The 13,859-nt window shown below is 63.7% G+C and carries 10 protein-coding genes and 2 rRNA genes; 8 read left to right on the plus strand and 4 right to left on the minus strand.

The window, feature by feature from the left end; all coding sequences use genetic code 11:
• Positions 1-8: 8 nt before the first annotated feature.
• Both rrf (HA052_RS25835) and rrf (HA052_RS25840) read left to right on the plus strand, forming a co-directional pair.
• Positions 9-123 (plus strand): 5S ribosomal RNA (rrf, locus tag HA052_RS25835).
• 68 nt (positions 124-191) lie between these two features.
• Positions 192-306, plus strand: a 5S ribosomal RNA gene (rrf, locus tag HA052_RS25840).
• A gap of 52 nt (positions 307-358) precedes the next feature.
• On the opposite strand, the gene HA052_RS25845 is transcribed toward rrf (HA052_RS25840), so the two are convergent.
• On the minus strand, positions 359-712 hold the full coding sequence (locus HA052_RS25845; RefSeq protein ID WP_166454238.1) for a DsrE/DsrF/TusD sulfur relay family protein: 354 nt from the start codon (positions 710-712) through the stop codon (positions 359-361).
• Positions 713-1,019: 307 nt separating this feature from the next.
• Here HA052_RS25845 and putA point away from each other — a divergent pair, with 307 nt between their 5' ends.
• On the plus strand, positions 1,020-4,622 hold the full coding sequence (putA, locus tag HA052_RS25850; RefSeq protein WP_166454239.1) for a trifunctional transcriptional regulator/proline dehydrogenase/L-glutamate gamma-semialdehyde dehydrogenase: 3,603 nt from the start codon (positions 1,020-1,022) through the stop codon (positions 4,620-4,622).
• A gap of 374 nt (positions 4,623-4,996) precedes the next feature.
• Positions 4,997-6,220, plus strand: coding sequence for a branched-chain amino acid ABC transporter substrate-binding protein (locus HA052_RS25855; protein ID WP_166454240.1), 1,224 nt, complete (start codon positions 4,997-4,999; stop codon positions 6,218-6,220).
• 58 nt (positions 6,221-6,278) lie between these two features.
• On the opposite strand, the gene HA052_RS25860 is transcribed toward HA052_RS25855, so the two are convergent.
• Positions 6,279-6,539 (minus strand): GlsB/YeaQ/YmgE family stress response membrane protein, encoded by a 261-nt coding sequence (locus tag HA052_RS25860; protein ID WP_019101228.1) that lies wholly within the window; start codon positions 6,537-6,539, stop codon positions 6,279-6,281.
• A gap of 159 nt (positions 6,540-6,698) precedes the next feature.
• Positions 6,699-7,847: a branched-chain amino acid ABC transporter substrate-binding protein gene (locus tag HA052_RS25865; protein ID WP_166454241.1), complete on the minus strand. Its 1,149-nt coding sequence runs from the start codon at positions 7,845-7,847 to the stop codon at positions 6,699-6,701.
• 178 nt (positions 7,848-8,025) lie between these two features.
• Between HA052_RS25865 and HA052_RS25870 the strand changes: the two genes are divergently transcribed.
• The 4 genes from HA052_RS25870 (at position 8,026) to HA052_RS25885 (ending at position 13,060) form a co-directional block, all read left to right on the plus strand.
• A complete protein-coding gene (locus HA052_RS25870) occupies positions 8,026-8,400 on the plus strand; it encodes a DUF1289 domain-containing protein (RefSeq protein WP_166454242.1) in 375 nt (124 codons plus the stop codon).
• A gap of 235 nt (positions 8,401-8,635) precedes the next feature.
• Entirely contained in the window at positions 8,636-9,748 is a 1,113-nt protein-coding gene (gene macA / locus HA052_RS25875) for a macrolide transporter subunit MacA (protein ID WP_346774593.1), read from the plus strand.
• On the plus strand, positions 9,745-11,682 hold the full coding sequence (macB, locus tag HA052_RS25880) for a macrolide ABC transporter ATP-binding protein/permease MacB (protein ID WP_166454244.1): 1,938 nt from the start codon (positions 9,745-9,747) through the stop codon (positions 11,680-11,682). The genes macA and macB overlap by 4 nt, the downstream gene beginning before the upstream one ends.
• Positions 11,683-11,686: 4 nt before the next feature.
• Positions 11,687-13,060 carry an efflux transporter outer membrane subunit gene (locus HA052_RS25885; protein ID WP_166454245.1) on the plus strand — a complete coding sequence of 458 codons (1,374 nt, stop codon included), beginning with the start codon at positions 11,687-11,689 and terminating at the stop codon, positions 13,058-13,060.
• A gap of 90 nt (positions 13,061-13,150) precedes the next feature.
• On the opposite strand, the gene HA052_RS25890 is transcribed toward HA052_RS25885, so the two are convergent.
• Complete coding sequence (locus HA052_RS25890) at positions 13,151-13,585, minus strand: hypothetical protein (protein WP_166454246.1); 435 nt, start codon at positions 13,583-13,585, stop codon at positions 13,151-13,153.
• Positions 13,586-13,859 lie beyond the last annotated feature (274 nt).

The raw sequence follows: 13,859 nt of genomic DNA on the forward strand, positions 1-13,859 counted from the left end.
AGTTTATGTCTGGTGGCCATAGCGAGGTGGTCCCACGCCTTCCCATCCCGAACAGGACCGTGAAACGCCTTAGCGCCGATGATAGTGTGGCATTCGCCATGTGAAAGTAGGACACCGCCAGACGCCCAATACGATAACGCCAAGTCCAAGACTTGGCGTTTCGCTTCTCGAAAGAAGCGACACAGTTTATGCCTGGCGACAATAGCGGGGCGGTCCCACGCCTTCCCATCCCGAACAGGACCGTGAAACGCCTTAGCGCCGATGATAGTGTGGCATTCGCCATGTGAAAGTAGGACATTGCCAGGCGCCCAATGTAAAAGCCCAGACCAAACGGTCTGGGCTTTTTGCATTTGCGGATTCAAAAGCTGAGCGTTTTGTCCGCGCTCAGCGTCCATTCGGCCAGCTCCGGCATGGTGCCGATCTTGACGCCCGGCAACAGCAGGCTTTCATCGATTCCCCGCGCGTCGGCGCAAGTGCGGCAGACGCGCGCCGTCACGCCCAATTCCAGCGCTTCGGTCAGCATCTCGCCCAGGGTCGGCGCTTGCGCGGTCTTCTGATTTTTCAATGCGGTGACGACGGCGTCGGACAGCAGGAACAGCTGCACCCGGCAGCGCTCGGCTTGCTGCGCCAGCGTAAGCGTCAGGCGCAGCGCGGAGAGCGCGCGTTCGTCGCCATAGGGGCTGGCGTTCAAAGTGATCAGCACGGTTTGCATGAGGGTTTGCCTATGATGAAGAGGGTCAGGGCGGCATTGTGGCACGTTGCGGCGGCCTTGGCATGTGCGGTATGGACGCTTGGCGGCCATTCTAAGTTGTTGGCATGCAACAGTGAGACGGGTGCCGTAGCGGGGGGAAGGGGGCTAACTACTTGTACGAGTTGGATTTGTTTGTAATGAGATTATGGGCTGAAAAGTTTCCTTCATATTGTCCAGCAATCTATTTGCATTTGTATACAATAGACAAATTTTCCGGGCACTAATGAAAAGAGATAGTCCGGGGCTGCAAACTACACGGAGATAATTCATGCAATTCGACGCATTTGCCCATGGCCAGTCGGCGCTGCGGGACGCCATTACTTCTGCCTATCGCCGCGACGAGCGCGAGTGCGTGCAGGCGCTATTGCCGCAGGCGGCGATGAGCGACGGCGAAGTCAAGGCGGTTCAGGACCTGGCGCGACGTCTGGTGGCGGAGGTGCGCCGCGAGCGCACCAAGTCCAGCGGAGTAGATGCCTTGATGCATGAATTTTCTCTGGACAGCGCCGAGGGCATCGCCTTGATGTGTCTGGCTGAAGCGCTGCTGCGCATCCCGGACCGCGAGACCGCGGACAAGCTGATCCGCGACAAGATTTCGCGCGGCGATTGGAAAGCTCACCTGGGCAATAGCGCTTCCTTGTTCGTCAACGCCGCCGCCTGGGGTTTGCTGGTGACCGGCAAGCTGGTGGCTTCGCACAGCGCGAATGGTTTGTCGGCTGCGATGACCCGTTTGATCGCCAAAGGCGGCGAACCGCTGATCCGCAAGGGCGTGGACATGGCGATGCGCATGCTGGGCAAGCAATTCGTCACCGGCGAAACCATTGAAGAAGCGCTGGCCAACGGCCGTGAACGCGAGGCGCGCGGCTATCGTTTCAGTTACGACATGCTGGGCGAGGCGGCGATGACCGAGGCCGACGCGCAGCGCTATCTACAAGACTATGTAACTGCCATCCACGCTATCGGCAAGGCCTCCGCCGGCCGCGGTATTTACGACGGCCCCGGCATTTCGGTGAAGTTGTCGGCCATCCACCCGCGTTATAGCCGCATCAAGCACGAACGAATGATGGCTGAGTTGCTGCCGCGTCTGAAGGGCTTGTTCCTGCTGGCCAAGCAGTACGATATCGGCCTGAACATCGACGCCGAAGAGGCGGATCGCCTGGAAATCTCGATGGATCTGGTGGAGGCGCTGGCCAACGATCCGGACCTAGACGGCTTCGAGGGCATAGGCATCGTGGTGCAGGCCTATCAGAAGCGCTGTCCCTATGTGATCGATTTCCTGATCGATCTGGCGCGTCGCACCCATCACCGTTTCATGGTGCGTCTGGTCAAGGGCGCTTACTGGGACGCGGAGATCAAGCGCGCCCAGGTGGACGGCTTGCCGGGCTACCCGGTCTATACCCGCAAGGTCTACACCGACGTGGCTTATCTCGCCTGCGCCAAGAAGCTGTTGTCCGCGCAGGACGCGATCTATCCGCAGTTCGCCACCCACAACGCCTACAGCCTGGCCGCGGTGTTCAACCTGGCATCCGGCAAGGATTACGAATTCCAGTGCCTGCACGGCATGGGCGAAACCCTGTACGACCAGGTGGTGGGCCAGGACAAGCTGGGCAAGGCCTGCCGCATCTACGCGCCGGTGGGCTCGCATGAAACCCTGTTGGCCTATCTGGTGCGCCGTCTGTTGGAAAACGGCGCCAACAGCTCCTTCGTCAACCGCATCGTGGACGAGGCGGTGTCCATAGACGAATTGGTGGCGGACCCTGTGGCCGAGGCCGCGAGCCACGGCGGCCAGCCGCACAAGAAGATTCCGGCGCCGCTGGAGCTGTATGGGCAGCAGCGCAAAAATTCCAAGGGCCTGGATCTGTCCAGCGAACATGTGCTGGCGACCTTGCAACTGGGCCTGCAAGCGTCCGAAAAGCAAGCATGGGGCGCCTTCCCGATGCTGGGCGACGGCGATGTCACCGACGGCGAAGTACAGCAGGTGCGCAACCCGGCGGATCACGACGACTTGGTTGGCCGCGTGATCGAGGCGAGCGCGGCGGACGTGAACCGCGCGCTGGACCTGGCGCAGCAGGGCGCGGCCGACTGGGCCGCCACGCCGGTGGCCGAGCGCGCCGCCTGCCTGCAAAGGATGGCGGACTTGATGGAAGACCAGATGCCGGCGTTGATGGGCCTGGCGGTGCGCGAGGCCGGCAAGACCTTGGCCAACGCGATCGCCGAGGTGCGCGAGGCCGTGGACTTCTGCCGCTACTACGCGGCGCAGATCGAGGACGAATTCGACAACGCCAGCCATCGCCCGCTGGGCCCGGTGGTGTGCATCAGCCCGTGGAACTTCCCGCTGGCCATCTTCATTGGCGAGGTAGTGGCTTCGTTGGCGGCCGGCAACGCGGTACTGGCCAAGCCGGCAGAGCAGACCAGCTTGATCGCCGCGCACGCTGTGCGTTTGTTGCATGAAGCCGGCGTGCCGCGCACGGCGCTGCAGCTGCTGCCGGGCCGCGGCGAAGTGGTGGGCGCGGCGCTGACTGCGGACCCGCGCGTTCAGGGCGTGATTTTCACCGGCTCCACCGAAGTGGCGCAGATCATCAACCGCACGCTGGCCAAGCGCGGCGGCGACCCAGTGCTGGTGGCCGAAACCGGCGGTCAGAACGCGATGATCGTGGACAGCTCGGCATTGCCGGAGCAGGTGGTCACCGACGTGCTCAGCTCGGCTTTCGACTCCGCCGGCCAGCGCTGTTCCGCGCTGCGCGTGCTCTATCTGCAGAACGACATCGCCGACAAAGTCATCGCCATGATCAAGGGGGCGATGGATGAATTGAAAGTGGGCAACCCGGCCAAGCTGAATGTCGATGTCGGCCCGGTGATCGACGCCGAGGCCCAGGCCGGCCTGCTGGCTCATATCGAGAAAATGAAAGCCAGCGCGCGCGCCACTCACCAGATCAAGCTGGACGACAGCTGCGCCAAGGGCACTTTCGTGGCGCCCACCCTGTTTGAAATCGCCGATCTCAAGCAGTTGAAGCGCGAAGTGTTCGGCCCGGTGTTGCATGTGCTGCGCTTCGAAGCCAATGCGCTGGACAAGGTGGTGGCCGAGATCAACGCCACCGGCTATGGCCTGACTCACGGCATTCACAGCCGCATCGACGAAACCATCGACAACATCGTCAGCCAGATCAAGGTCGGCAATGTCTACGTCAACCGCAACATCGTCGGCGCGGTGGTGGGCGTGCAGCCCTTCGGCGGCGAAGGCAAGTCCGGCACCGGTCCCAAGGCCGGCGGTCCTTTCTATCTGTACCGACTGAGCCGCGCGGCCTGGGAGCCGAAACTGGCTGCGGAGACCCTGCAGCTGTCCTTGCCTGCACTGGATGCCTTGGCGGCTGCCGCCGGCGGCCTGGGGCTGGCCTTGGAGCCTGTCATCGCCGCGGCGCGCAAGGATAGCGCGCTGACCAGCTTGGTGAATCTGCCGGGTCCCACCGGCGAGCGGAACGCGCTGCAATTCGCGCCGCGCGGCAAGGTGGGTTGCCAAGGCGCCACGGCGCAGGCGCTGGCGGAACAACTGGCGGCGGCCTTCGCCACCGGCAATCGCCCGGTGCTGCCGGCGAATGAAGCCGGCCGAGGGCTGGCCGCCAAGCTGGGCGCTCTGGTGGAGGTGGACGCCGATGTGCTGGCGGCGGAGGTCGGCGCGGTGTTGTTCTCCGGTTCCGAAGCCGAGGCCGAAGCCGCCCAGCGCGTGTTGGCCGCGCGCGAGGGCGCCCTGGTTCCGCTGCTGCGCGCCGACGCGCAAGGCCGTTACAATCTGCACCGCCTGGTGGTGGAGCGCGCGGTTAGCGTGAATACGACCGCGGCGGGCGGCAACGCCAGCCTGATGAGCATCGGAGACTGAGACCCGCTAACAAACCCCCTGATCCTGCGTTGCGCCTCCTTGTCGTACGACTCGTACTGCCTGCGTCGGCGCGCCTTGGCTCAGCTTCTCTGCGTGGTTTTGTTAGCGGCTCTAAAGGCAAGGCGGCTCGTCCGCCTTGCAAAACCGCGCGTCAAACCGGTTTTCCCATGCGCCGGCGCGCATGGGGTGGCGTGGGGCTTGTCCAACAAGCCACTTGCCACAAGCTGGCGGCCTTGAAATAATGCCGCCAGCCGCCGCGCTCGCCTCCCTACACGGGTAGGGCGGGATGTATATAACAACATTAGACAGGTTCCGCAAACTCCCATTCCTGACGATTGACGGATGGGGATCTCTGGAGAAATAGAGGAAACATGATGCAAGCAAACAAACTGACGACTCTTTCCCTGGCCGTGGCCGCCGCTGTCGCCTTGTCCGCATGCGGCAAAAAAGAAGAGGGCGCGCCGGCAGCCGGCGCCTCCGCCGGCGCTGAGGCCGCTGCGGGCAGCGTGATCAAGATCGGCTTTGCCGCTCCGCTGACCGGCCCGCAGGCGCACTACGGCGAAGAATACAAAAACGGCGTGACCCTGGCGATTGAAGACGCCAACGCCGAGAAGCCCACCATCGGCGGCAAGCCGGTGAGCTTCGAACTGGAAGCCCAGGACGATCAGGCCGACCCGAAAACCGCCACCCAATTGGCGCAGAAATTCGTCGACGAGAAAGTAAACGGCATCATCGGCCACTTCAACTCCGGCACCTCCATCCCGGCGTCCAAGATCTATTCCGACGCCGGCATCCCGATGATCGCCATGGCCACTTCGCCGGCCTTCACCGCGCAGGGTTTTAAGAACACCTTCCGCTCGATGACTTCCGACACCCAGCAAGGCTCGGTGATGGGCAAATTCGTGGTGGAAAAGCTGGGCGCCAAAAAAGTGGTGATCGTCGACGACCGCACCGCTTACGGTCAGGGCCTGGCCGACGAGTTCGAGAAGGCCGCCAAGGCCGCCGGCGGCAATGTGGTCAAGCGCGAATTCACCAATGACAAGGCCACCGACTTCGCCGCTATCCTCACCTCGATCAAGGCCGCCGCGCCGGACGTGGTGTTCTACGGCGGCGCCGACGCGCAATCCGCGCCGATGGCCAAGCAGATGAAGCGCCTGGGCCTGACCGCGCCGTTGATCTCCGGCGAAATGACCAAGACCCCGACCTTCCTGCAACTGGCGGGCAAGGAAGCCGACGGCACCATCGCTTCGCTGGCCGGCCTGCCGCTGGAGCAGATGCCCAAGGGCAAGGATTACGAAAGCCGCTACAAGGCGCGCTTCAAGATGGACGTGGCCACTTACTCGCCGTACGGCTACGACGCCACTCGCGCCTTGATCCAGGCGATGAAAGACGCCAACTCCACCGATCCTAAAGTCTATCTGCCGGTGCTGGCCAAGATCGCCCATTCCGGCGTGACCTCCAGCAGCTGGACCTACGACGCCAAGGGCGACCTGAAAGACGGCGGCATCACCGTCTACAAAGTGGTGAACGGCGAGTGGAAAGTACTGGAAACCGTGGGCGGCGGCGCCGCGTCCAAGGACGCTTCCGCGGCCAAGTAAACCGCTTGAGCGGCAATGGCAAGGCGACGCTTACGCGTCGCCTTTTTCTTTGTCCATTTCAGCGCAGCAGGCCGATTTTCTTGAGCAGGAAAATGAGGATGGCGGCGCCGGCGATACCGAAAGCCAGGCCGGGCAAGGAGAAGGAGCCGGCCGCGGAGGCGGAGGCGATGCCCAATAGCCGACCGAACAGCCAATGGCCGAGCGCTGAACCGATGATGCCGATGACGATATTGGCGATGACGCCTTCGCTGACGCCCATGACCTTGCCGGCTAGCCAGCCGATCAGACCGCCGGCTATCAGGGAAATAAGCAGGCCCATATAGTCTCCTTATGTTAGTTTGTGAAGAAATAGTTATAGCTATTTATTTAATATGGCGCTAGGTTTTTTTATGCGCGGTCAGAAAAATCGCTAGAGACCAAGAAAAACCCCGGCGAAGGCCGGGGTGCGGAGCGGGGCGCGGCTTAAGCCGTGCAAGGCTTACAGGCCAACCCACTGTCCTTTGCGCAATTGATACAGCGACACCGTGCCGTGCTGGATGTCGCCCTTGTCGTCGAAACGAATCTCGCCGGTTACGCCCTTGAAGTCGGTTTTGGGGAGTTCGCCCAGGTACTTGGCCGGATCGGCGGAGCCGGCGCGCTTCATCGCGGCGATCATCACCCGCGCGGCGTCGTAGGTATAGGGCGCGTAGGCCTGGATGTCGGCGTTGAATTGCTGTTTGTACTTGCCGTTGAAGTCGGCGAAGCCCGGCATCTTGTCTTTTTGCGCGCCGGCGCTGGAGGCGTAGCTGCTTTCCGCGCTGTCGCCGCCCAACTTGGAAAACTCCGGCGTATTGATGCCGTCCGCGCCCATGAAGGCGGCTTTCAGACCCAGCTTGTTCATCTGCTTGACCATGGGCGCGGCCTGCGCGTCCATGCCGCCGTAGAACAGCAGGTCCGGCTTCTGCCCTTTGATCGAGGTGAGGATGGCCATGAAGTCGGTGGCGCTGTTGCTGGTGAACTCGCGCTTGACCACCTTGCCGCCGGCGGCTTCCACCGCCTTGGCGAAATCGTCGGCCAGGCCCTGGCCGTAAGTGGTGCGGTCGTCGACGATGGCGATGCGGCCGGCCTTCAGCGTCTCGATCGCGTACTTGGCCAGCGCTTCGCCCTGCTGGCGGTCGTTGGCGATGATGCGGAAGGTGTTCTTGAAGCCCTGCTGGGTGAAGCTGGGGCTGGTTACCGAGGCGGCGATCATCGGAATGCCGGCCTGGGAGTAAATGCGCGAAGCGGGGATGGCCGCGCCGGAGGTGAGGTGGCCGATGATGCCCGCCACCTTGCCGTCCACCAGGCGTTGCGCCACCTGGGCCGCGGTTTTGGGGTCGGCCTGGTCGTCCTCGGACACCACTTCGAAAGTGACCGGCTTGCCGTCCAGGGTCAGTTTCTCCGCATTGGCTTCTTCCACCGCCAGCTTGACGCCGTTGTCCGCGTCGCGGCCCCAGTGAGCGAAAGGCCCGGTCAGCGGGTTGGCGGAGCCGATTTTCACCACGACAGAGCCGGCCTCGGCCGGCGCGTTGCCGGCGCTTTGCTCGGATTTGCCGCAGGCGGTCAGGGCCAGCGTGGCGCAGGCGATGAGGCTAAGATGCGTTTTCATGAGTTTCTCCTGATTTCTCTTTGTCTATTTAGCTTTGTCTATTTGGATATTCGCCTCAGGAATAAGGCGGTGGCCCATTTTTGGTGCATAAACGGATTAGCGTCAAGCTCGGTGGCGTGTCGGCGGCAGCTTTGCGCTAAAATGGCGGACTGATTTCGCGACATAATATGGATTTTTGATGACAAAGGCGTACCCTGCGCCCGCCTCGCCCTGTGTCGGCCTTTGCCGTCTCGACGAGGGCGGCGCCTATTGCCTGGGTTGCCAGCGCACCTTGGACGAGATAGCCGGCTGGTCCGGTTTCGACGACGAGCAAAAGCGCGCGGTGTGGCAGCGGCTGATCGCCTTGCGGCCCAAGGTAAAAGACAAGCGCTGCGAGCGTTGCGGCTCGGCCTTCCGCTGCGGCGACGGCGGCGCCCAGGGCGGGTGTTGGTGCGCTGAACTGCCGCAGGTGCTGCCCTTGCCTTACGGCCACGGCGACTGTCTGTGCCCGGAGTGTTTGCGCAGCCATCTGCGAGAAAGCTATTTGGCGCGCGGGCTGACGCCCCCCATATAACGCTCAGGCAAGCGCGAACGCGCATAATGCCAATTGCGTATTATCGCCGCGGGATGCAACCAAAGCCCATCGCCCGCGGTCCTAAAATGTTTTCCTCCTTTCCGGTTCGGCTCCTAACCACATGACACTTTGGAAGCGTTGGATTCGTAAGCTGTTGTTGCCCCTGTATTTGATTGGCTCCTTGCGCGGTCGAGGCCGCATCGGCCTTGGCCGGAGGCCCTGGCGTAACGGTATCGTGCTGGCCGCGGTTTTGGCGTTGGCCGGCTGGGGGCTCTGGCTGTGGCTGGCGCCCAAGCCGGCGCCTCAGGTGCTGACCGCGGAAGTCACCCGCGCGGACCTGGAAGATGTGGTGCTGGCCAGCGGCGTACTGAAACCGCTGCGGCAGGTGGACGTGGGCGCCCAGGCCAGCGGCCAGCTGAAAACGCTGAATGTGGCGGCGGGCGACCACGTCAGCAAGGGCGAGTTGTTGGCCGAGATCGACCCGGAAAACAGCCTCAACGACCTGAAAGCCTCCGAGGCGCAATTGGAGTCCCGCGTGGCCCAGCTGCGCAGCAAGCAGGCCACGCTGCGCCAGGCCGAGCGCGAACTGGCGCGCCAGAAGCAGATGATGGGCGAAGGTTCTACCTCGCAAAAAGACCTGCTGGCGGCGGAAACCGCCTACCAGACCCAGACGGCGGAGCTGGACGACCTGCAAGCGCAGATTCGCCAGAACCGTTTCCAGATCGACAAGAACCGCACCACGCTGGGCTATACCCGCATCACCGCGCCGATGGACGGCGAGGTGATAGAAATCGTCACCCAGCAGGGCCAGACCGTGATCGCCAGCCAGACCGTGCCGGTCATCCTGAAGCTGGCGGATTTGAATACGATGACGGTGCACGCCCAGGTGGCCGAGGCCGATGTCATCCGCGTCAAGGCCGGGCTGCCGGTGTATTTCACCGTGCTGGGCGCGCCGGACCGGCCTATCCGCGGCAAGCTGCGCGCGATTCTTCCCACGCCGGAAAAAATCAATAACGCCAACTTTTACAAGGCGCTGTTCGACGTGAAGAACGTCGACGGCAAGCTGCGCGTGGACATGACCGCGCAGATCAGCATCGTGCTGGCGGAATCCAAGCAAGCCTTGAGCATTCCGCTGAGCGCGTTGGGCGCGGCCGGCAAGGATGGTCGTTACAGCGTCAAGGTGCAGGGCAAGGACGGCCAGTTGCATGAGCGGCAGGTGCGGATCGGTTTGAAGACCGTTACCCGAGTGCAGGTTCTGGACGGCCTGAAAGCCGGCGAGAAAGTGGTGACCAGCGAAGCCGGCGGCAAGGAAGAAGAACCCAGCGGCGGCGTGATGGTGAGCGCATGAGCGGAGCCAGCCTGACGCTGTCCGGGGTGTGGCGGCGGTTTCCGTCCGGCGATGAGGAAGTGGCGGTGCTCAAGGAGGTCAGCCTGGATATCCGCGCCGGCGAGATGGTGGCCATCATCGGCGCCTCCGGTTCCGGCAAGTCCACGCTGATGAACATCCTGGGCTGCCTGGACCAGCCCTCCGCCGGCCATTACCAAGTGGGCGGGCGCGACGTGGGCGCGCTGGACAAGGACCAACTGGCCACGTTGCGGCGAGAGCACTTCGGCTTCATCTTCCAGCGCTACCACCTGCTGCCGCATTTAAGCGCCATAGACAATGTGGCGATGCCGGCGGTGTACGCCGGCATGAGCCAGGAAGCGCGGCGCGAGCGCGCAGGCCAACTGTTGGCGCGGCTGGGCCTGGCCGGCAAGGAAGATTATCGCCCGGGCCAGCTGTCCGGCGGCCAGCAGCAGCGGGTATCCATCGCGCGGGCGCTGATGAACGGCGGCGACATCATCCTGGCCGACGAACCCACCGGCGCCTTGGACAGTCACAGCGGCGAAGAGGTGATGGCTATCCTCAAGGAGCTGCACGCCGCCGGCCACACCATCATTATTGTGACTCACGACCCGTCCATTGCCGCGCAGACCGAACGCATCATCGAAATCCGCGACGGCGAGATTCTGCGCGACAGCGCCGCCAACGCGCCGCGCCCGACGCCGGACGAGCGCGAGCCACGGCGGCCCAAGCCTGGGCCGGCCTGGCGCGAGCGCATGAGCGAAGCCTTCAAGATGGCCATGCTCGCCATGCTGGCCAACCGGCTGCGCACCGTGCTCACCATGCTGGGCATCATCATCGGCATCACCTCGGTGGTGTCCATCATCGCGGTGGGCGAGGGCGCGCGCAATTATGTGCTGAACGACATCCGCTCCATCGGCACCAACACCATCACCGTGTATCGCGGCAAGGATTGGGGCGACGACAAGGCCGACGGCGTGCGCACCTTCCTGCCCGGCGATCTGGCCGTGTTGAGCGAGGAACCCTATGTGGACAGCGTGTCGCCGGTCACCACCAACAGCCTGCGCATCCGTTACCGCAATGTGGACGTCAACGCCTCGGTGTCCGGCGTGGACAGTGCCTTCTTCCGTGTGCGCGGCATGAAAATGGCCGCCGGCCTCGGCTTCAGCCGCGAGGACGTGCGCATGCAGCGTCAGGTGGTGGTGATAGACAACAACACCCGCCGCAAGTTGTTCGCCGACGCGGAAGCCATCGGCCAGGTGGTGCTGGTGGGCAGCGTGCCGGCCACCGTCATCGGCGTGGTGGAAACCAAGGACAACGGCTACGGCGGCAAATCGCTGCAAATGTGGATGCCCTACAGCACCGCCGGCAGCCGCTTGTTCGGGCAGGCCTATTTCGACTACATGGTGGTGCGCATCAAGGAAGGCCAGCCCACCGCGCTGGCGGAGAAGGCGCTCAGCCACCTGCTGACCCTGCGCCACGGCAGCAAGGACTTCTTCACCTACAACATGGACGAAGTGTTGAAAACGGTGGAAAACACCAGTCGCACGCTCGCTCTGCTGCTGACCTTGATCGCGGTGATCTCGTTGGTGGTGGGCGGCATCGGCGTGATGAACATCATGCTGGTATCGGTGACCGAACGCACCCGCGAAATCGGCATCCGCATGGCGGTGGGTGCGCGACAGTCCGATGTGTTGCAGCAATTCCTGACCGAGGCGGTGCTGGTCTGCCTGGTGGGCGGCGCCATCGGCATTGGCCTGTCCTACGGCATCAGCTTCGTGTTCGCGCTCTTGGTCAGCAAATGGAAAATGACTTTGTCGTTGAAGGCCATCGTGCTGGCCGTGGCGTGCTCCACCGCCATCGGCGTGGTGTTTGGCTACCTGCCGGCGCGCAGTGCGGCGCGTTTGAATCCTATCGACGCCTTGGCGCGGGAGTAAGTGTTTGACGCTTTGGAAATCCAATCTCACTGTTTTGGGCCTGGCCCTTTTGCTGGCCGGCTGCCAGAGCACGCCTTATCAGCGCCAGGCGCTGGAGGCGCCGGCGCAATGGCGCGGGGCCCCGGCCCAATCGCAGACGGACATGAGCCGCGAGCGCTGGTGGCAAGGCTTTGACGACGCCGGCTTGCTGGCGGTGCTGGAGCAGGCGCGCAGCCGCAACCCGGATCTGAGCATCGCCTTGCTCAAGCTGCGCAAGGCCCAGCTTGCCGCGGGCCTGGAGCGCAGCGACGCCTTGCCCTCCTTGAGCGGCGAGCTCAATGCCGGCACCAAGCGCACGCTGGGCGAATCCTCGGCATGGAGCCGCAGCAGCGGCGGCAGCTTGAGCACCAGTTACGAACTGGACCTGTGGGGGCGGGTGGACGCGCGCTTGCGCGCCGCGGATCAGGAATTCCGCGCCAGCGGCTACGACGAAGCCGCCGCCCGGCTGCTGTCCGACAGCGCGGCGGCCGGCTTGTACTGGGACATTGCCGCGCTGAAGACGCGGCAGAGCTTGGCGCAGGCGGATCTGATGGACCTGCGCCGGATTCAGGCGCTGGCGGAAACCAAATGGCGCGCCGGCGCCACGAGCGAGCAGGACGTCACCCAGGCGCGGAGCGCGGTATTGAGCCAGCAGGCGGAATTGCTGACGCTGGCCGACGAGCGCGGGCAAAAGGAAAACGCGCTGGCCTTGTTGCTGGATCATCCGCCCGGCGCGGCCTTGCCGGCTATCGCCGAGCTGCCGCTGGAGCCGGCCTTGCCGGCGATAAACGCCGGCCTGCCCAGCAGCCTGCTGGAGCGGCGGCCGGACCTGATGGCCGCGGAAGCGCGCTTGCGCGGCAAGCTGGCCAAGGTGGATCAGGAGCGCGCGGCCTTCTTCCCGGCGCTGAAACTGACCGGTTCGCTGGGTTCCAGCAGCAGCGCGCTGAGCAGCCTGGTGCAAAATCCCTTGCTGGCGCTGGGCGCTTCCCTGTCCTTGCCCTTCCTGGAGTGGCGCAAGCAAGGCCTGCAACTGAAGAGTAGCCAGGCCGATTACGAGCTGGAAACCATCAGTTTCCGCAAGACCTTGTACGGCGCTTATCAGGAGGTGGACAACGCGCTGAGCGCGCGTCAGCGGCTGCAAGGCTCCGCCCGCTTGCAAGCGGAGGCGCTGGCGCTGAACCGGCGCAGCGAGCAACTGGCGGAAAGCCGTTATCGCGCCGGCGCGGTGGACGCGCAAACCTGGCTGGACGCCGCCAAGGCGCGGCGCGGCAGCGAGTCCGCGCTGGTCCGGCTGCGTCAGGAGCAATTGAAAAACCTGGCGGATGTTTACAAGGTGTTGGGCGGCGCGCCAAGCGTCTGAAGTGCCTTGCCGGGAGGCGAGGCGGAGCCCCGCAAGGCTCCGCTTTGTGAAATGCAGGGCGGCGGTCAGTGATGGCCGCCGCCCCTTGCTTTAGAGGCCGATGCGGCCGAAGCGCTCCTCCAACTGCCTGCGTCTGCTCTTGCCGGCATGCATCTGATGCTGGCTGTCCACGTGGCGGTAAACCTTCACCTGCTGTGCGCCCAAGAACAGCATCTGCTCCAGATAGTTGAAAAAGCCAATCCAATAGCCGCGCTGCTCACGCTCGTCAAAACTGATGTCGCGCGCCACCCGGCCCAGCAGGCCGCAGCCCACGTAGTAGCGGTTGTCCTTCAGCCATTGCAGTAGATGGGCTGCGCATTCGCGACCATAGGCGCACATGGCGTCGAAGTCCTCGGCGGCCGGAGGCATCTGCCAGTAATGCGGATGGTCGCGCTCCGGGATGTAGCGGACGAAGGGGAGCAGGATTTCCTGCTGTTCGATGGCGGTCAGTTTGTAGCGACGACGACGGGGTAGGATAGGGGACATGCCGTTTCTCCTGCTGTGACACAAGATAAACCGCCTGCCTGAAAAGCGAGGTATTGGGCAGGCGCGTGGCAGGATTGGCGTTACCGTGTACACAACCGGCGAGTGAATGACACTCTCCCACCATGCACCTGCCAAGTGGCGCAGCCATGGTAAAGCAGGACCGCACCCAGATAAGGTGCGAGTCCGTTGTGTACAGGGCGGGACGCCAATCCCGGCGCCGCTAATGAGAACGGCGCTCGGGGATTGTCGCCGACGGGGAGGGGAGGGTCAAGGG

It is taken from the genome of Chromobacterium fluminis (assembly GCF_011602385.1).
Lineage (GTDB): Bacteria > Pseudomonadota > Gammaproteobacteria > Burkholderiales > Chromobacteriaceae > Chromobacterium > Chromobacterium fluminis.

Excerpts from the sequence above, each read along its gene's own strand:
- HA052_RS25845 (WP_166454238.1), bottom strand. The coding sequence starts at position 712 with ATGCAAACCGTGCTGATCACTTTGAACGCCAGCCCCTATGGCGACGAA.
- putA (WP_166454239.1), top strand. The coding sequence starts at position 1,020 with ATGCAATTCGACGCATTTGCCCATGGCCAGTCGGCGCTGCGGGACGCC.
- HA052_RS25855 (WP_166454240.1), top strand. The coding sequence starts at position 4,997 with ATGCAAGCAAACAAACTGACGACTCTTTCCCTGGCCGTGGCCGCCGCT.
- HA052_RS25860 (WP_019101228.1), bottom strand. The coding sequence starts at position 6,539 with ATGGGCCTGCTTATTTCCCTGATAGCCGGCGGTCTGATCGGCTGGCTA.
- HA052_RS25865 (WP_166454241.1), bottom strand. The coding sequence starts at position 7,847 with ATGAAAACGCATCTTAGCCTCATCGCCTGCGCCACGCTGGCCCTGACC.
- HA052_RS25870 (WP_166454242.1), top strand. The coding sequence starts at position 8,026 with ATGACAAAGGCGTACCCTGCGCCCGCCTCGCCCTGTGTCGGCCTTTGC.
- macB (WP_166454244.1), top strand. The coding sequence starts at position 9,745 with ATGAGCGGAGCCAGCCTGACGCTGTCCGGGGTGTGGCGGCGGTTTCCG.
- HA052_RS25890 (WP_166454246.1), bottom strand. The coding sequence starts at position 13,585 with ATGTCCCCTATCCTACCCCGTCGTCGTCGCTACAAACTGACCGCCATC.